Genomic DNA, 18,099 nt, shown 5'->3' with positions numbered 1-18,099 from the left:
GCCTTAGCGGCGTTCCAAAATCTCAAAACAGTAACCGTGCGAGTTCAGTGCGTCCGCATCGTGGAAGGCGCTGAATGAGGTTTCCCATTCGTCTGGCTCGTAATCCGGGAAGTAGGTATCTCCGCCTACTTCAGCATCGATATGCGTCAGATACATTCGGGAAGCCCGTGGCAGGAACTGGCTATAAATGCTGCCACCGCCCATCACCATCACTTCCTCCACCTCGCCAGCCGCAGCCAAAGCCTCCTCCAGCGAAGTTACCCAGGTCACGCCAGGTTCTTTACCCGGCTGGCTGCTTAATACGATATTATGACGGCCCGGCAATGGGCGGCCAATCGACTCAAAGGTCTTACGGCCCATAATCACCGGTTTGTTTAGCGTGTTACGTTTAAACCACGCCAAATCCTCCGGCAGGTGCCACGGCATGGCATTTTCCATACCAATAACGCGATCCGCCGCCAAAGCAGCAATCAGGCTGATAATCATTGTTTAACCCTGTATAGGCAGCAAAATTGCTCACACTATACGTAAAGCCCCGGCCACCGTCGATAGACGAATCGAGCGATACTCATATATCGGACGGCTCTGAAGATAAACTCTAATAATCCCAGATCCTTAGAAAAATCCCTAAACGCCGGGACGTTTACGATACAGCCACAGACCCGGTACCGACAGGCCGATCGACAAGGCTCCCACAATAAAACAGGCCTTGAGGAAGTTGGAGATCATCACCGACATCAGGGCTTCGCTGTAGCCCAAATGCGAAATTTCCACCACGCTGATCATCGCGGTATAGGCTGAAATACCGGGGAACATCGGGATCACCGCCGCAACGGTGAACACCTTGGGATGCGCCAGCAGCCAGCGTGACCAATAAATGCCGATGATGCCGATCAGAATGGCGGCCAGGAACGAACCCCACTCGATATTCATGCCAAAATGCATCAGCAGCATCCGCGATCCATGCCCCAGCGCCCCGAGCAAGGCACAATAGCGCAACGCTCGTACCGGCACATTGAACACCATGGCAAAGCCGAGCGCAGGTACCGCCGCCAACAGCATGTCCTGTAACAGCGCCCACAGCAGGCTCATGACCACCCCCGCAAATCCCACAGTGACATCGCCATCACCACGCCGATGCAGGTTGCCAACGTCAGCAAACTGGCCATCGCCCAGCGGGCCAGACCGGTATTCACGTGGCCTTTAAACATATCGGCTACCGCGTTGATCAGCGGGAAACCAGGCACCAGCAACAGCACGCTGGCCGCCATCGCCACGCTGGAGGTCTGGTGGAAAAACGGCACACGCAACAGCAGGCCGGAGACCGACGTAGCTACAAAGGCCGTCAGGCAAAAGTTGATCAGCGGATTCATATGGCGAGCGGTCAGCATCTGGCGCACAAACATCGCCAGGCCGCTGGCCATAAAGGTGACCGCAAAAGCATCTGGCCCACCGCCGTTAAGCATGCTGAAACAGCCACAGGACAACCCCACCATCAGCACCACCAGCCAACGCGGGTAGCGTAGCGGGCGGATCTTTTCAAAGCGCCGAGCCACGTCATGGACGTCGGCCAAATGGTGTTCCGCCAGGATCACAATGTGCTGGACCTCGGTCACCATTTGCATGTTGATCCCGCGATCGACGTTCTTCCGCGTGGTGGTCAGGCAGGCTTCATTGCTGATGGTGGTCAGCACCACGGCGTTAGCCGAGATGGAGCTTTCTACACTATCCATGCCAAGCGCCAGACCCAGGCGAGTCGAGAGTTGTTCCACCACCATGCTTTCCGCCCCGTGCTGTAGCAGCAGCAACGCACACTGAATACACAGACGGGTGATTTCACGCTGTTGCTGGTTTACACCGGGTAGCTCTGCGGTTAATTCCTTTTTCATATCGCTCAATCGCTTCCTCTTAATGAAGCCCCATCATATAACCAGAGATTAGTGTAATAGGTTGATGCACGTCAGGAGGAGTGGCGTTATTATCAGCAGAATTAGGCCTTTTTCAGAGACTCGCTCATGCTTGAAACCTCATTGTTCGTCGCCGGTATTGCCACGCTCGGCATGCTTTCCCCCGGGCCAGACTTTTTTCTGGTGATTAAAAATGCGGCGCGCTATCCGCGCCTGGCAGCAATGATGACCGCGTTCGGCGTGATCTGCGGCGTGGCAACTCATATGTCTTACTGTGTCGCGGGCCTGGCGGTGGTGATCACCACCACGCCGTGGTTATTCAACGTGCTGAAATACGCTGGCGCGGTGTACCTGATCTGGGTTGGCATTCAAGCCCTGTTATCACGCGGGGGCAGCAAGATGAACGTCAGCAGCCTGCCTCAACAGCAGGTCAGCCTGAAAAGCGCCTTTGTACAAGGGTACCTGTGTAATCTGCTCAACCCGAAAGCCACGCTGTTCTTCCTGGCGGTGTTTACCCAGGTACTGCAAATCAACTCCGGCCTGGGTGAAAAGCTGTGGTACGCCGGAATTATTTTCGGCCTTTCCGCCGTTTGGTGGCCGGTGCTGGTGTTTTTGATCCAAAGCGGGCCTGTGCGCCGTGGGCTGGAAAAGACCCAGAAGGTGGTCGATAAGCTGTTGGGTGGGATGTTAATCGCCTTGGGTATCAAAGTCGCGCTGAGCTGAAAAATCGGCGAGGGTAAAACCCTCGCCAAGCTATTACCCTTTCGCCTCTACGACCTCTTCCTCCGGTGCTTTGCCATCAATACTGCCGCGCCAGCCGTTTTGCTGCACGTGAGATAGGCGCTTCTGATCTTGCTCGATGGCCGAAGACAGCATTTCTTTAGCCCGTTGCAGGCTGGCGACCCGGAACTCGGTGTCTTCGTAGTTCTCCAACGTATCCTCCAGCATCTTCAGGTTATAACGCCGGAAGGTATCCGCCTTTTCACGGGCTTCGTAGGCGTCCAGCCCCAGCAGCTCGAGAGTTTCTCTGCCGATCAGCAACGAGCTTTCAAAGGTTTCCCGTGCGGGTTTCTCCACCCCCAACTGCCGCAGTTGATACCAGTGATCCACATCGCGGGCACGCGCCACCACTTTCAGGTGCGGGAAATGGCGTTTGACCAACGCCGTCAGTTGCAGGTTGGCTTCCACATCGTCGATGGCGTTAATCAGGATTTTGGCATGTTCTGCCCCCGCGGCTTCCAACAGATCGGCTCGCGTCGCATCGCCATAGAACACCTTGGTACCAAATTTGCGCAGCGTTTCGATATGGTCCGGATCGTGATCCAACACCACGGTATGCACGCCGTTAGCCAGCAGCATACGGCCGGCGATCTGGCCAAAACGGCCAAAACCGGCGATGATCACGCTGGCATTCTCTTCGTCGATCACGTCTGCCGGGCGTTCGTCCTGTGGGGCATTCTTGGCCAGGCGAGCGGCAACCACCAGCAGCAATGGCGTAGCGGCCATCGAAAGTGCAACGGCCAACGTCAGCGATTTAGCCCATTCGAGCGGTAATACACCGGCCATCTGTGCCGCAGCAAAGATCACAAAGGCAAACTCACTGCCCTGCCCCAGCAAAATGGCGAATAGCCCGCGCTGGCGCTTGGGTACCCCAAGCATTGGCGCAACCAGCCACAACAGTGCCGCCTTCAGCAGCATAAAACCCAGTAACAGCGAGGCGATCAGCAACGGATGATGGAACAGCGTGCCAAAGTCGATTGACATCCCCACGCCGATAAAGAACAGCCCAAGCAGCAGGCCTTTAAATGGCTGAATATCGCTTTCCAGCGCATGGCGGTATTCGGAACTGGCCAGCAACACGCCAGCCAGAAAGGCTCCCATCGCCATCGATAGCCCAGCCATCTCCAGCAGAATGCCAAAGCCAAACACCAGGAACAGCGCCACGGCGCTAAAGACTTCACGCATGCCGGAACGCGCCACAAAGTGCAGCAAGGGCCGGGTCACATAGCGCCCCAGTAACACCACGACCGCCAGCGCCCCCACCACCTTGGCAGCAGAAAACACAAAGGCACCCAGCGTGGTAGCCGCACCGCTGCTGGCTAGCAGTGGGATCATCGCCACCAAGGGAATGGCGGCAATATCCTGGAACAACAGCACCGCAAACGAGCTGCGGCCAATCGGCGAAGGCGTCAGGTTACGCTCACTCATCGCCTGCATGGCGATCGCCGTAGAGGAGAGAGCCAACGTCAAGCCAATCAGCAAGGCCACCTGCCAATTCAGGCCGAGGAAATAGCAGAAGGCGCTCAGCACCAGACCGCATCCCACCATCTGGATGCTCCCACCGCCAAAGACCGCTGCCCGCAGCGTCCACAACCGCCGGGGATCCAGCTCCAGCCCGATGATAAACAGCATCAATACCACGCCGATTTCGGCAAAGGTCAGTATCGACTCGGGATCGGAAACCAGTTTCAACCCCCAGGGGCCAATGACACAGCCCGCAATCAGGTAGCCAAGTACCGATCCCAATCCCAGGCGTACGGCAATCGGCACCAACAGTCCGGCCGATCCCAGATAGATCAGCCCTTCAATCATCATCGAGTGGTTATCCATGCACGGACTCCTGCTCTGCTGCTGGATCACTGTGTTCCATCAGATACTGCACCAGCCGCTGGCGATAGGCTTCTCCAGCGGCGATCAAGGCCGGTTCGTTACAGGTAAAGGTGTTGTGCACGGCAAAATACGGTTGCCACTTCATACCGCAGTAAATCGCTGTGGCCTGCAGCGGCTGGCCCAGTGCGGCAAAGTTGGGGTAATCGCCCAACGCGAAATGCTGCTCATCTCCGCCGCTGGTGACCGCCCATAGGCAGTCTTTCCCCACCAGGGCGTTGCCCTCGTGGCCATAGGCCCAGCCATGCTCCAGCACTTTGTCGATCCACAGTTTCAGCAACGGCGGCAGGCTATACCACTGCATCGGATGCTGTAAAACCACCATATCGGCCCGTTCCAACGCCCGCTGTTCGGCGTTGATATCGATATTAAAATCCGGATACAGTTCATACAGTGCACGAACTTCCACGCCGGGAATGTCTTTTACCGCCTGTAGCAACCGTTGGTTGGCATGAGAATGCCGAGGATATGGATGGGCGTAAATAATCAGGATCATGCGCTTCTCGTTGTTGCGTTTCATACAACGAGTATATACCAGTCATAGTGTCGCCATTACTGGCATGAAAACTTGCTGGCTCACGATGCCCCCATCCCCTGATCGTCAGGATATGGGGGCGATATGGCATCACCGGCTTACGGCAGTGACTGATTCAACGTGTTGATAATCTCAAACAAACGGTCAATTTCCTGGCGGGTGTTGTAGTGCATTAATCCGATCCGCACGACACCGCCACGTTGCTCCAGACCCAGTTGGCGGACCAGCCCCAGCGCATAAAAATGCCCGTTGCCGACACAAATATTATGTTCTCCCAGCGCCTTGGCAACCTCTTCAGGCAGCCCGTGCGCAAACGTCACGGCAAAAGTCGGGGTCCGGCGGTTGGCATCGGGCCGATCGATACCGTACAAGCGCGCCCCCTTCACTTGCCGTAGTTTTTCCAGGAAATAAGCGCTGAGCGCTTCTTCATGCTGGCTGAGTTGGCTAAAGCTGTCTTGCAAGCGCTGGCGCAACGGCGCGCCGGGTTCTCCCCACTGAGCCAGGTATTCGATCGCAGCAGTCACTCCCGCAAGCCCTTCAAAACTCTGAGTTCCCGTCTCGAAACGCCCAGGGCCAAGATCGGTGGCCGGCTCGACCTTGTAAGGACGTAACGTTTGTAACCACGGCGTAGCCAGATAGGCAATCCCGACGTGTGGGCCAAAAAACTTATACGCGGAACACAGGAGTATGTCGCAACCCAACGCCTGAACATCAATCAGACGGTGTGGAGCATAGTGCACAGCATCTACATAAACCAAAGCGCCTACCTGGTGCGCCACCTCAACGATACGCTTTAAATCCACGATCGAACCTGTGGTATTTGACGCATAGGTAACAGCCACCAATCGGGTTTTGGCGTTAATAAGCGCACAAAGTTTATCGACGTCTAACGTACAATCCTGCTCATTAACCGGGGCCTGATGAACAACGACCTGTTTATCGGCAGCGGCCTGTTGCCAGCTCGAAACGTTCGCATAGTGATCCAGAGCGGTGACGATCACCTCATCCCCCGCTTGCCACTCCCGGCTGATAGCGCGGCTCAGTTGAAAAGTCAGTGAGGTCATGTTGGCGCCAAAGACAATATTGTCGGCCGAGCTGGCATTCAACAACGCCCGAACAGACTCTCTGGCTTGTAACATCACTCGCTCAGTGGCTTTACTGGAAAAATAGTGTCCCCCCAGGTTGGCATTATGGTGGCCCAAATAATCGACCATCTTGTCTAACACCGTGCGCGGGACCTGTGAGCCACCGGGGCCATCAAAGAACACCACGCTTTTTCCTTGATACAGCTGACCCAGAGCGCTAAATTGCATCCGGCTTTGTTCAGGCGTAAATTTCATGCCACCCTCGCTGTCAGAACAAAAACATCCATATGCCCTTCTTTATCTGTCTCGACGGCACGGATTGGGCAGGCGTTATGCCACAACTTACTGTCTGCAATCATGGCAACTTCGCCATTTTCCAACACCTTACGGAAAAATGGCTCTTCGCGATTGCTGTTATAGAGCAGGATATCCCCGCCGACAATGTTATGCCTGTCGATACCGACTATCGCGATGTGATCAAAACCATCGCGATGGATACCTTCCGGTGCCACCTGAGTTTCAACATAGGTGGTGGTAATGCGGATTTGGTGGATCTCTATCTCCTGGTTGTCCGGTAGGTCATTGCTATTAACAAAGACCTCGCACATTTCGCGCATCCCCTCATTTTGCCAGGTCGTGGTCAAGAGCGGTTCGAATTGGCGGACGATATTGCCCTGAAAATGGTTGATATCCTCAGACTGTACAAACTCATGTTTGCCCGTCTCTACCACCAAGCCTTGCTGAAAACGCAGGACGGAATAACGCCGCAGGCGGTACTTGCCATCCGCATGCTGGGTGTGGGGAAGCGTGTTGAATGAAGGAGCCAGTTGAGCAATCCCTTCCTGGCTAAGATGGGTGATCTGCAGGATATTCTCGTGTTTGTTGAGCATGATGACACCTTATTGAACAGGCCTGTTTCACAACAGAAAATAACAGTAATCACCATTAAAAATAGATAAAGATAATGGGATATCAAATTTGTCATCCCAAAAATATGACGCACCCCTACAAAATCAGCACAAGCCGCAAACCGCAACCTTTGGGGGCTGCGGCAACAAAAAAGGCGCTGCAAAAGCAGCGCCTCAGTGGCAACCAAGTTATTAACTTACTTGGTGATACGTGCGTGTAGTTCCTGCACCGAAGTCACCTGCTCGGTTGGATCGGCCTTCATCGCCATCGAGGTGGCAAAACCACCGTTCATCGTGGTGTCGTAGTGCACTTTATACTGCAGCGCACTGCGGCGGATCAGCTTGGAGTCTTCAATCGCCTGACGCCCCGCCGTGGTATTCACGATGTAAGTATACTCGCCGTTCTTGATGCGATCCTGAATGTGCGGACGCCCTTCATGCACCTTGTTGACCAGGCGTGGGTTAATCCCCGCTTCGCCCAGCACCACTGCGGTGCCGTGGGTGGCATCCAGTTCAAAGCCCTGCTTGAGCAGGCTGGCAGCCAAATCCACTACGCGAGCCTTGTCCCCACTGCGTACCGACAGCAACGCACGGCCTTTCTTCATTCCGGAGTTACTGCCCAACATCGCCTTGGAGAAGGCTTCGGCGAAGGTGCGGCCAACGCCCATCACTTCACCGGTCGAGCGCATTTCTGGCCCGAGGATCGGGTCAACGCCTGGGAACTTGTTGAACGGCAGCACCACTTCCTTGACCGAGTAGTACGGCGGGATAACCTCTTCGGTCACGCCCTGTTCGGCCAGTGATTTACCGGCCATCACGCGCGCAGCCACTTTTGCCAGCGCTACGCCAGTCGCCTTGGAAACGAACGGCACGGTACGCGCGGCGCGTGGGTTCACCTCGATCAGGTAGACTTCGTTGTTCTTCACCGCAAACTGCACGTTCATCAGGCCACGGACCTGCAGTTCAAACGCCAGTTTTTCTACCTGCTGGCGCATCACGTCCTGAATCTCTTTGCTCAGCGTGTAGGCTGGCAGTGAACAAGCGGAGTCACCGGAGTGGACGCCAGCCTGTTCGATATGCTCCATGATGCCACCGATCAGCACGCGCTCGCCGTCACAGATAGCATCCACATCCACTTCTACCGCATCATCCAGGAAGCGGTCCAGCAGCACTGGCGCATCGTTGGACACGCTGACTGCGTTCTGGAAGTAACGGCGCAGGTCGATGTCGTCATAAACGATCTCCATCGCGCGACCACCCAGTACGTAGGATGGGCGAACCACCAGCGGATAACCGATACCGGCCGCTTTCTCAACTGCCTGCTCGATGGTTGCCACGGTGGCGTTGGCCGGCTGCTTCAGGCCCAAGCGGTTAACCGCCTGCTGGAAGCGTTCGCGGTCTTCGGCACGGTCAATCGCATCCGGGCTGGTGCCGATAATCGGCACGCCTGCCGCTTCCAGCTCACGCGCCAGTTTCAACGGGGTTTGCCCGCCGTACTGCACGATCACGCCTTTTGGCTTCTCGATGCGCACGATTTCCAGCACGTCTTCCAGCGTCACCGGCTCGAAGTACAAGCGATCCGAGGTGTCGTAGTCGGTAGAGACAGTTTCCGGGTTACAGTTGACCATGATGGTCTCGTAGCCGTCTTCGCGCAGCGCCAGCGAAGCATGTACGCAGCAATAGTCGAACTCGATGCCCTGGCCGATACGGTTCGGGCCACCGCCCAGGATCATGATTTTCGGGCGATCGTTGGTCGGGTTGGATTCACACTCGTCTTCGTAGGTGGAATACATGTAGGCGGTGTCGGTCGCAAACTCTGCCGCACAGGTGTCCACACGCTTGTAGACCGGGTGCATATTGAAGCTGTGACGCAGCTTGCGGATTTCGCTTTCCGCCACGCCAGCCAGCTTGGCCAGGCGCGCATCGGCAAAGCCTTTGCGCTTGAGCGTGCGCAGGAAATCAGCGTTCAGGCCGTTGATGCCCGCTTCGGCAACCTGCTCTTCCAGACGCACCAGCTCTTCAATCTGCACCAGGAACCAGCGGTCGATGTTGGTCAGGTTGAACACGCCATCGACGGACAGACCGGCGCGGAAAGCATCGGCGATATACCAGATGCGATCTGAACCGGCATCTTTCAGTTCACGGCGGATCTTGGTCAAGGCTTCCGGATCGTCCAGGCTCACTTTCGGATCGAACCCGGTCGCACCCACTTCCAGCCCACGCAGCGCTTTCTGCAACGACTCTTGCTGGGTGCGGCCAATCGCCATCACTTCGCCGACCGACTTCATCTGGGTGGTCAGGCGATCGTTGGCTCCGGCAAACTTCTCGAAGTTGAAGCGCGGGATTTTGGTGACGACGTAGTCAATGGAAGGTTCAAAGGAGGCTGGCGTACGGCCACCGGTGATGTCATTCATCAGCTCATCGAGGGTGTAACCCACCGCCAGCTTGGCGGCGATCTTGGCAATCGGGAAGCCGGTGGCTTTCGAGGCCAGCGCCGATGAACGGGATACGCGTGGATTCATTTCAATCACGATCAGGCGGCCGGTTTTCGGGTTCACCGAGAACTGCACGTTGGAGCCGCCGGTTTCCACGCCGATCTCACGCAGTACCGCCATCGAGGCGTTACGCATGATTTGGTATTCTTTGTCGGTCAGCGTTTGCGCTGGAGCCACCGTGATGGAGTCACCGGTATGGATCCCCATGGCATCGATGTTTTCGATCGAGCAGACGATGATGCAGTTGTCATTCTTATCGCGCACCACCTCCATCTCGTACTCTTTCCAGCCGATCAGCGATTCGTCAATCAGCAGCTCTTTGGTCGGGGACAGATCCAGACCGCGCTCGCAGATCTCTTCGAACTCTTCTCGGTTATAGGCGATACCGCCACCGGTGCCGCCCATGGTAAATGACGGGCGGATAATGCATGGGAAGCCCACATCGGCGGCCACCGCCAACGCTTCTTCCATATTATGGGCGATGCCGGAACGCGCCGTGTCCAGGCCAATTTTCTTCATGGCGATATCGAAACGGCGGCGGTCTTCAGCTTTGTCGATGGCATCGGCGGTAGCGCCAATCATGGTGACGCCGAACTCGGCCAATACGCCCTGCCGTTCCAGCTCCAACGCACAGTTCAGCGCGGTTTGCCCACCCATGGTTGGCAGCACCGCATCCGGGCGCTCTTTCTCGATGATTTTACGCACCACTTCCCAGTGGATCGGCTCGATATAGGTGGCATCGGCCATTTCGGGGTCGGTCATGATGGTGGCCGGGTTCGAGTTGACCAGTACGACGCGGTAACCTTCTTCACGCAGCGCCTTACACGCCTGGGCACCAGAGTAGTCAAATTCACACGCCTGGCCGATAACGATCGGGCCAGCGCCGAGGATCAGGATGCTTTTTATATCTGTACGTTTTGGCATGGCTTTTCTGGCTCCTGATTATTTGGCGTTGGTACGGTAAGTCTCAATCAGTTCGATAAAGTGATCGAACAGCGGCGCGGCATCGTGCGGGCCTGGGCTGGCTTCTGGGTGCCCCTGGAAGCTGAACGCGGCTTTATCGGTACGATGGATGCCCTGCACCGTGTGGTCGAACAGGGATTTATGCGTGACCCGCAACGTGCTCGGCAGATTATTTTCATCAACGGCAAAGCCATGGTTCTGCGCGGTGATCATCACGGTGTTGTTATCCAGATCCTTCACCGGGTGGTTACCGCCGTGGTGGCCAAGCTTCATCTTCATGGTTTTGGCACCGCTGGCCAACGCCAACAGTTGGTGGCCCAGGCAGATACCAAATACCGGGATATCGGTTTCCAGGAAGCGTTTGATGGCGCTGATGGCGTAATCGCAAGGCTCTGGGTCACCAGGGCCGTTGGACAGGAAGATACCGTCTGGAGCCATTTTCAACACGTCTTCTGCAGGGGTTTGCGCTGGCACCACGGTGAGGCGGCAGCCGCGATCCACCAACATGCGCAGGATGTTGCGCTTGGCGCCGTAATCGTAGGCCACCACATGGTAAGGCAGTTCGCCCGCAGGTTTGGCCTCCGGCAAATCGCCTTCCAGCGTCCAGCTCCCCTGTTGCCAGGCGTAAGCCTCTTTGGTGGTGACCTCTTTCGCCAGGTCCATGCCTTTCAGGCCAGGGAAAGCTTTGGCTTTCTGCAGCGCCAGTTCGGCATCGGTGAGGTCGCCCGCGATGATACAGCCGTTCTGTGCGCCTTTCTCACGCAGCAGGCGGGTAAGCTTGCGGGTATCGATATCGGCAATCGCCACGATATTGTGACGCTTGAGGTAATCGGCCAGGCCCATTTCGTTGCGGTAGTTGCTGGCAATCAGTGGCAGGTCGCGGATGACAAGGCCTTGAGCATGAACAGCGGAGGATTCTGCGTCGGAATCATTGGTGCCGACATTGCCGATATGAGGATAAGTAAGAGTAACGATCTGGCGGGAGTAGGAAGGATCAGTGAGGATTTCTTGATAACCGGTCATCGAGGTATTGAAGACCACTTCCCCCACTGCCGTACCTTCTGCCCCGATGGCCCGACCGTGGAATTGGGTTCCGTCTTCCAGAACCAATAGCGCTGACTTAATCAAAACACCCTCCGAGGAATAATCAATCACAATATTTGCATATTAATTCAGATTTCACGCCCTAAATCAATGCAAAAACCGCCCTCAAGGCCAATTTTTGGCAAATTGGGCGCATTTTAATGATGAGCGTCCCGCTTGTCTAGATAAAGCGCCATTTTTTCCATTATTTTTGCTGACCTCAGGGTTTTAATGGGGTCACAGGCACAAAAACATCAGCAAACTAGGCCGAGTAAACGGTTGCGAGACACAGTGACAGAAAAAATAGCTTAAAACAGCTAAAATCGGTGTGGGGAGCAATAAAGACGACGGAAAAAACAGGATTAAGACTAGATAAGGCCAACAAAAACAGATTACAGCATTAAAATTAATCGTAAGCCTCATTTTCAATGTTAAAAAAAAGGACAATAAAATTATTGTCCGATTATCATATCATTATGATCAACACAACCACATCACGATGGTGTTCAATAAATTATAACTGGTCTAAACCGAGCACGTCTCGCATATCAAACAGCCCATTATGCTGGTTTGAGATCCAGGATGCGGCACGGACCGCGCCATTGGCAAACGTCATCCGGCTTGAGGCTTTATGGGTGATCTCTACTCGCTCGCCAATATCGGCAAACATGGCGGTATGTTCACCCACTATATCCCCGGCACGAATGGTGGCAAAGCCGATGCTCTTTGGATCGCGCTCGCCGGTATAACCCACACGCTCGTAAACCGCACACTCTTTCAGATCGCGTCCCAAAGCACCGGCAATCGCCTCGCCCATGGCTAACGCCGTTCCTGAAGGAGCATCTACCTTGTGGCGGTGATGAGCTTCCACAATTTCGATATCGGTATAATCGCCCATCACCTTGGCCGCTTTTTCCAACAGCTTGAGCACCACGTTGACACCCACGCTGAAGTTGGCGGCAAACACGATACCAATCTGCTGCGCAGCGGCCTGAATAGCCGCTTTACCCGCATCATCAAAGCCGGTGGTACCGATCACCATGGCTTTGCCGTGGGCCACGCAAAACGCCAGATGGGCCAGAGTGCCTTCCGGGCGTGTGAAATCGATCAGGATATCGAAATCATTGACGACCTTTTCAAGGTTATCGCTGACGGTGACACCTACTGCGCCAACACCAGCCAGTTCGCCGGCATCTGTACCAACCAGGCTAGAACCCGGGCGCTCCAGTGCTGCACCCAATACCACGCCCTGTGCCTGCTGCACGGCCTGTATCAATTGGCGCCCCATGCGGCCACCGGAACCCGCAATCGCGATGCGGATGTGTGAATCAGTCATACTTCGCTCTCTTTTATGGTCAAAAGCCACTCCTCGGCTATGGGTTCAGGGTAACTTCCCTACCCTATCACTACCAGAGGATTTGCTTACGGATTAGAAAATTATGATATGCCCGATATGTTATCAGTAACGCTGTCAATTGATTAACAATTACCCGATTAGCGTCAACCTTCTGTTGCTACATAATCATGCACTATTTATGCATTGCGATGAATGGCGATAAAGTCGATTTTTGCTCATTCTGCACGCTAATGGGCGAGCTCAATACTGCGACACCTGAAGCCTGATGCCGGTGGGAGCCATTAATTACAGCTAGTTAAAACGCAAAACGGGAAGCCAAGGCTTCCCGTTACTTAATGATATTGGCAACGATCAGTCGATCTGCTTGATATCCATGCGCAGTTCTTTCGGCACTTCAAACACGATGTTCTCTTCACGGCCGCTAAGCTCATGCACATCCTTGCCGCCCAAGGCTTTCAAGCGACTGATGACGTCCTGAACCAGCACGTCCGGCGCAGAGGCTCCGGCGGTGACGCCAATGTTGCTGGCGTCTTTCAACCAGGATTCCTGAATGTCCGCCGCCGAGTCGATCAGATAGGCTGGTTTACCCACACGCTGGGCAAGTTCCGCCAAGCGGTTGGAGTTGGACGAGTTCTTCGACCCCACTACCAGCACCACGTCGGCATCACCTGCCAAGCTGCGCACCGCTTCCTGACGGTTGGTGGTGGCATAGCAGATATCGTCCTTACGCGGCCCGATAATATCCGGGAAGCGCTTACGCAACGCATCGATCACGTCAGAAGTATCGTCCACCGATAACGTGGTCTGGGTCATAAAGCACAGGTTATGTTCGTTCTTCACCTGCAATTGCCAGACATCTTCCGGCGACTCAACCAGGTACATGCCCCCCTCAGGGTTGCTGTACTGGCCCATGGTGCCTTCCACTTCCGGATGCCCGGCGTGGCCAATCAGGATTGCTTCGGTGCCCTTACGGCTGGCCCGAGCCACTTCCATATGCACCTTGGTCACCAACGGACAGGTAGCATCAAACAGCATGGTCAGATCGCGGGCTTTGGCCTCGGCCCGAACTGCCTGTGACACACCGTGGGCGGAGAAGATCAGGATCGAGCCATCCGGCACTTCCGCGATCTCTTCGATAAATACCGCACCGCGCTCACGCAGGCTTTCGACCACGTAGCGGTTATGTACCACTTCGTGACGGACGTAAATCGGCGCGCCATAAATCTCCAGCGCACGTTCTACGATGCTGATCGCACGATCAACCCCGGCGCAGAAGCCACGCGGGTTAGCCAGCAATATTTGCATGCGCTTCCTCCTGCTGCGGGTCGATCTCCAGCACTTCGATATCGAAGGTCACCGGATGCCCCGCCAACGGATGGTTGAAATCAACGGTGATCGAATCTTCCGCCACTTCGCGCACCACGCCAGGCATTTCACTGCCGTCGATGGCGGTAAACAGCATGATGGTACCGACATCCGGCACGCCGGTTTCGTTGAAGTCGCGGCGTGAGAAGAACTGGATGAGATCCGGGTTCTCCGCACCGAACGCGGCTTCCGGTTGCAGGGTAAACGCACATTTGTCCCCTACCCGCAAACCGATCAACTGCTGTTCCAACGGAGCAGACAGGCTGCCATCGCCCAGGCGGAACAGCGCTGGTTTGCCGTTGCCCTGGGTGGATTCCGCGGTCGTTCCATCTGCCAGTTTCAGCGTGAAATGCACCAGCACTGCGCTGTTGCCGTTAACCTGAGCCGTCATATCACTTACCTTCGCTGTTGACGCTTTTCTTCGCTGGCAAGAACCCTTCCAGCACGATCATGGCGGCACCGACGCAGATAAAGCTGTCCGCCAGATTGAAGGTCGGGTAATGCCAGTTGCCGATATAAAAGTCGATGAAATCGACCACAAAGCCATGCCACAGACGATCAAACAGGTTGCCGAGCGCACCGCCGATAATAAAGGCATAGGCGATATTATTCAGCTTCTGCTGGGCACTGCTGCGATACATCATCACCAGCAGCACCACCACGATGGCGACCGCAATACCGGCAAAGAACCAGCGCTGCCAGCCACCGTGATCCGCCAGGAAACTGAACGCCGCACCGTAGTTACGGGCGTAGTACAGGTTGATTGACGGGAACAACGGCTGGGTCTGGCCCAGCACGAAGTTACTCAGGATCCACTGTTTGCTGAAAAAATCCAGCGCCAGCACCACCACTACCAGCCATAGCCAGCGCAAGCCGGTCGAACTTATCGGTCTACTCATCAGGCGCTTGATCTCAGGCAAAGTTACGTTTTTCGCCGTCACCGGCTACGTTGGTCACACAGCGGCCGCAAAGTTCTGCGTGCTCCGCTACCTGGCCGACATCGGTGGTGTAATGCCAGCAGCGCGGGCACTTCTCACCATCCGCTTTGCTGAATGCAATTTTCAGCCCTTTCAACAGTTCACTTTGCTGCGCATCGGCAGGAGCATCGGCAAACGGTGCTACGCTGGCCGATGAGGTCAGCAACACAAAGCGCAGTTCGTCCTGCAGGCTGTTCAGGCGTGCTGCCAGATCGCTATCGGCATACAGCGTAACCGCCGCCTCCAACGAACCGCCAATGTGCTTGTCCGCACGTGCCTGTTCCAGCACCTTGTTCACTTCGCCACGCACTTTCAGCAGATCGGCCCAGAACGCATCGTTCATGCCTTCGCCTGCCGCCAGCCCGAACAGACCGTCATACCACTCTTCGGTAAACACGTACTGCGCGCGTTTGCCTGGCAGGAAGGCCCAGATTTCATCGGCGGTAAACGACATGATCGGTGCCATCCAACGTACCAGCGCTTCTGCAATGTGGAACAGAGCGGTCTGGCAGCTGCGGCGGGCAACGCTGTCGCTTTTCGCGGTGTACTGACGGTCTTTGATGATGTCCAGATAGAAGGACCCCATTTCTACCGAGCAGAACTGCATCAGGCGCTGCACCACTTCGTGGAAATCGTAGTTGGCATAGGCCTGCTCGATATCCTGCTGTGCGGCCATTGCACGGCCTACGGCCCAACGATCCAGTACCACCATCTCTTCCGGTGCCACGCAGTCAGTGCTTGGATCAAACCCGTTCAGGTTGGCCAGCAGGAAACGCGCGGTATTACGGATGCGGCGATAAGAATCGGCAGCACGCTTGAGGATTTCGTCGGAAACCGCAATCTCGCCGGTGTAGTCGGTAGAAGCGACCCACAGGCGCAGAATGTCGCCACCCAGCTTGTTCATCACGTCCTGCGGGCTGACGGTGTTGCCGATTGACTTGGACATTTTGCGGCCCTGACCATCGACGGTAAAGCCATGGGTCAGCACTTCTTTGTAAGGCGCCTTACCCTTCATGGCGGTCGAAATCATCAGCGATGACATGAACCAGCCACGATGTTGGTCGGAACCTTCCAGATACATGTCGGCAGAGTGGCCGTTGAATTCTGGACGCACGTCAACCACGGAAGAATGGGTTGAACCCGAGTCGAACCAGACGTCCAGCGTATCGGGCACTTTCACATAATCGGCCGCTTCGGCGCCGAGGATATCGGCAGCGTCCAGATCCCACCAGGCCTGGATCCCATCTTGCTCAACACGCTTGGCCACTTCTTCCATCAGCTCTACGCTGCGTGGGTGAAGCTGCTCGGTGTCTTTATGCACGAACAGGGACATTGGAACGCCCCAGGTACGCTGACGTGAGATACACCAGTCTGGACGGTTAGCCACCATGGTTTCGATACGCGCCTGGCCCCAATCCGGGATCCACTGCACGCCCTTGATCTCTTCCAGTGACTGCTTGCGCAGCCCCTTTTGATCCATGCTGATAAACCATTGCGGCGTGGCACGGAAAATGATCGGCGTTTTGTGGCGCCAGCAGCACGGGTAGCTGTGTTGCAGTTTTTCCACGTGCAGCAGAGCGCCTTTCTCACGCAGCAGCTCAACGATCAGATCGTTGGCCTTGAACACGAATTTACCATCCAGCGTTGGATAGGTGCCGGTCAGGTAGCAGCCGTTCGGACCAACCGGGTTGGCAACTTCCAGGCCGTATTTCTGGCCGATGATGAAGTCATCCGGGCCGTGACCAGGAGCGGTATGTACGGCACCGGTACCGGCATCCAGCGTAACGTGATCGCCCAGGATCGCCGGCACGTCAAAGCCCATAAACGGATGGGTAAAGCGCATCAGTTCCAGATCGCTGCCCTTGCAACTGCCCAGCACTTCCCAATGGGTAATGCCTGCACGCTTCATCACGCTTTCTACCAGGTCCGCTGCCAGGATCAGGCATTGACCTTCAACCTGTACCAGATGGTAGCTGAACTCTGCATTCAGCGAGATCGCACGGTTGGCAGGCAGCGTCCACGGTGTGGTCGTCCAGATCACCAGTGACACCGGGCCATTCACGTTGGTTACACCAAACTTGCTGGCCACCGCCGCCGCATCAACCGCATGGAACGCGACGTCGATGGATGGCGAGGTTTTGTCGTAATATTCAACTTCTGCTTCCGCCAAGGAAGAACCGCAGTCCGTACACCAGTGCACCGGCTTGGCGCCTTTGAGCAGATGACCATTACTGATGATCTTGCCCAACGCACGGATGATGTTGGCTTCGGTTTTAAAATTCATGGTCAGGTACGGATGATCCCAGTCGCCCAGCACCCCCAGACGGATAAAGTCTTTCTTCTGGCCTTCTACCTGCTCGGCAGCATATTCACGGCATTTCTGGCGGAACTCTGCCGGTGTCAGTTTCTCACCCGGTTTGCCATACAGTTGCTCAACCTTCAGTTCGATAGGCAGACCGTGGCAGTCCCAGCCTGGAACATAAGGCGAATCAAAGCCAGCCATCCCTTTTGACTTGATAATAATGTCTTTGAGGATCTTGTTTACCGAGTGACCAATGTGAATGCTGCCATTCGCATACGGAGGGCCGTCATGCAGAATGAAGGATTTCTTGCCCTTTTTGGCGGCACGAATGATCCCGTACAGATCCTGTTCATACCAACGTGCGAGCATGCCAGGTTCACGCTTGGCGAGATCGCCACGCATCGGGAACCCTGTTTCCGGCAAGTTCAGGGTATTCTTGTAGTCACTCATTAGAT

Annotated in this window: 15 protein-coding genes; 1 reads left to right on the top strand and 14 read right to left on the bottom strand. The window is 55.6% G+C overall.

Annotated elements, in window-relative coordinates; genetic code table 11:
- Nucleotides 1–3: 3 nt before the first annotated feature.
- The 3 genes from folA to KGP16_RS03870 form a co-directional block, all read right to left on the bottom strand.
- Nucleotides 4–486, bottom strand: a complete 483-nt coding sequence (folA, locus tag KGP16_RS03880) for a type 3 dihydrofolate reductase (protein WP_024483559.1) — start codon at nucleotides 484–486, stop codon at nucleotides 4–6.
- Nucleotides 487–627: 141 nt separating this feature from the next.
- Nucleotides 628–1,092: a threonine/serine exporter gene (locus KGP16_RS03875; protein ID WP_021179271.1), complete on the bottom strand. Its 465-nt coding sequence runs from the start codon at nucleotides 1,090–1,092 to the stop codon at nucleotides 628–630.
- Complete coding sequence (locus tag KGP16_RS03870) at nucleotides 1,089–1,889, bottom strand: threonine/serine exporter ThrE family protein (protein WP_039995480.1); 801 nt, start codon at nucleotides 1,887–1,889, stop codon at nucleotides 1,089–1,091. Before KGP16_RS03870 ends, KGP16_RS03875 begins: the two co-directional genes overlap by 4 nt.
- A gap of 126 nt (nucleotides 1,890–2,015) precedes the next feature.
- On the opposite strand from KGP16_RS03870, the gene KGP16_RS03865 reads away from it, so the two are divergent.
- A complete protein-coding gene (locus tag KGP16_RS03865; RefSeq protein WP_021179269.1) occupies nucleotides 2,016–2,630 on the top strand; it encodes a LysE family translocator in 615 nt (204 codons plus the stop codon).
- Nucleotides 2,631–2,663: 33 nt separating this feature from the next.
- Here KGP16_RS03865 and kefC read toward each other — a convergent pair whose 3' ends face one another.
- The 11 genes from kefC to ileS form a co-directional block, all read right to left on the bottom strand.
- On the bottom strand, nucleotides 2,664–4,517 hold the full coding sequence (kefC, locus tag KGP16_RS03860; RefSeq protein WP_021179268.1) for a glutathione-regulated potassium-efflux system protein KefC: 1,854 nt from the start codon (nucleotides 4,515–4,517) through the stop codon (nucleotides 2,664–2,666).
- Nucleotides 4,510–5,070 (bottom strand): glutathione-regulated potassium-efflux system oxidoreductase KefF, encoded by a 561-nt coding sequence (gene kefF, locus KGP16_RS03855; protein ID WP_059201950.1) that lies wholly within the window; start codon nucleotides 5,068–5,070, stop codon nucleotides 4,510–4,512. Before kefF ends, kefC begins: the two co-directional genes overlap by 8 nt.
- Before the next feature lie 137 nt (nucleotides 5,071–5,207).
- Nucleotides 5,208–6,449 carry a cysteine desulfurase-like protein gene (locus KGP16_RS03850; RefSeq protein ID WP_223500843.1) on the bottom strand — a complete coding sequence of 414 codons (1,242 nt, stop codon included), beginning with the start codon at nucleotides 6,447–6,449 and terminating at the stop codon, nucleotides 5,208–5,210.
- Nucleotides 6,446–7,084, bottom strand: a complete 639-nt coding sequence (locus tag KGP16_RS03845; protein ID WP_071682153.1) for a 2OG-Fe dioxygenase family protein — start codon at nucleotides 7,082–7,084, stop codon at nucleotides 6,446–6,448. Before KGP16_RS03845 ends, KGP16_RS03850 begins: the two co-directional genes overlap by 4 nt.
- Nucleotides 7,085–7,299: 215 nt before the next feature.
- Nucleotides 7,300–10,521 carry a carbamoyl-phosphate synthase large subunit gene (carB, locus tag KGP16_RS03840; RefSeq protein ID WP_024527203.1) on the bottom strand — a complete coding sequence of 1,074 codons (3,222 nt, stop codon included), beginning with the start codon at nucleotides 10,519–10,521 and terminating at the stop codon, nucleotides 7,300–7,302.
- A gap of 18 nt (nucleotides 10,522–10,539) precedes the next feature.
- Complete coding sequence (gene carA, locus KGP16_RS03835) at nucleotides 10,540–11,688, bottom strand: glutamine-hydrolyzing carbamoyl-phosphate synthase small subunit (RefSeq protein ID WP_115159055.1); 1,149 nt, start codon at nucleotides 11,686–11,688, stop codon at nucleotides 10,540–10,542.
- Between the two features lie 469 nt (nucleotides 11,689–12,157).
- Entirely contained in the window at nucleotides 12,158–12,979 is an 822-nt protein-coding gene (gene dapB, locus KGP16_RS03830) for a 4-hydroxy-tetrahydrodipicolinate reductase (protein ID WP_094982164.1), read from the bottom strand.
- Between the two features lie 372 nt (nucleotides 12,980–13,351).
- A complete protein-coding gene (gene ispH / locus KGP16_RS03825; RefSeq protein ID WP_021179261.1) occupies nucleotides 13,352–14,305 on the bottom strand; it encodes a 4-hydroxy-3-methylbut-2-enyl diphosphate reductase in 954 nt (317 codons plus the stop codon).
- Entirely contained in the window at nucleotides 14,286–14,756 is a 471-nt protein-coding gene (gene fkpB / locus KGP16_RS03820; protein WP_094982165.1) for an FKBP-type peptidyl-prolyl cis-trans isomerase, read from the bottom strand. The genes ispH and fkpB overlap by 20 nt, the downstream gene beginning before the upstream one ends.
- A gap of 1 nt (nucleotide 14,757) precedes the next feature.
- Nucleotides 14,758–15,264 (bottom strand): signal peptidase II, encoded by a 507-nt coding sequence (lspA, locus tag KGP16_RS03815; RefSeq protein WP_024527207.1) that lies wholly within the window; start codon nucleotides 15,262–15,264, stop codon nucleotides 14,758–14,760.
- Nucleotides 15,265–15,277: 13 nt separating this feature from the next.
- Nucleotides 15,278–18,094 carry an isoleucine--tRNA ligase gene (gene ileS / locus KGP16_RS03810; RefSeq protein WP_094982166.1) on the bottom strand — a complete coding sequence of 939 codons (2,817 nt, stop codon included), beginning with the start codon at nucleotides 18,092–18,094 and terminating at the stop codon, nucleotides 15,278–15,280.
- Between the last annotated feature and the right edge of the window lie 5 nt (nucleotides 18,095–18,099).

This window comes from Serratia sp. JSRIV006 (genome assembly GCF_019968685.1).
GTDB classification, from domain to species: domain Bacteria; phylum Pseudomonadota; class Gammaproteobacteria; order Enterobacterales; family Enterobacteriaceae; genus Chania; species Chania fonticola_B.
This window is presented reverse-complemented; position numbering and strand designations above follow the sequence as displayed.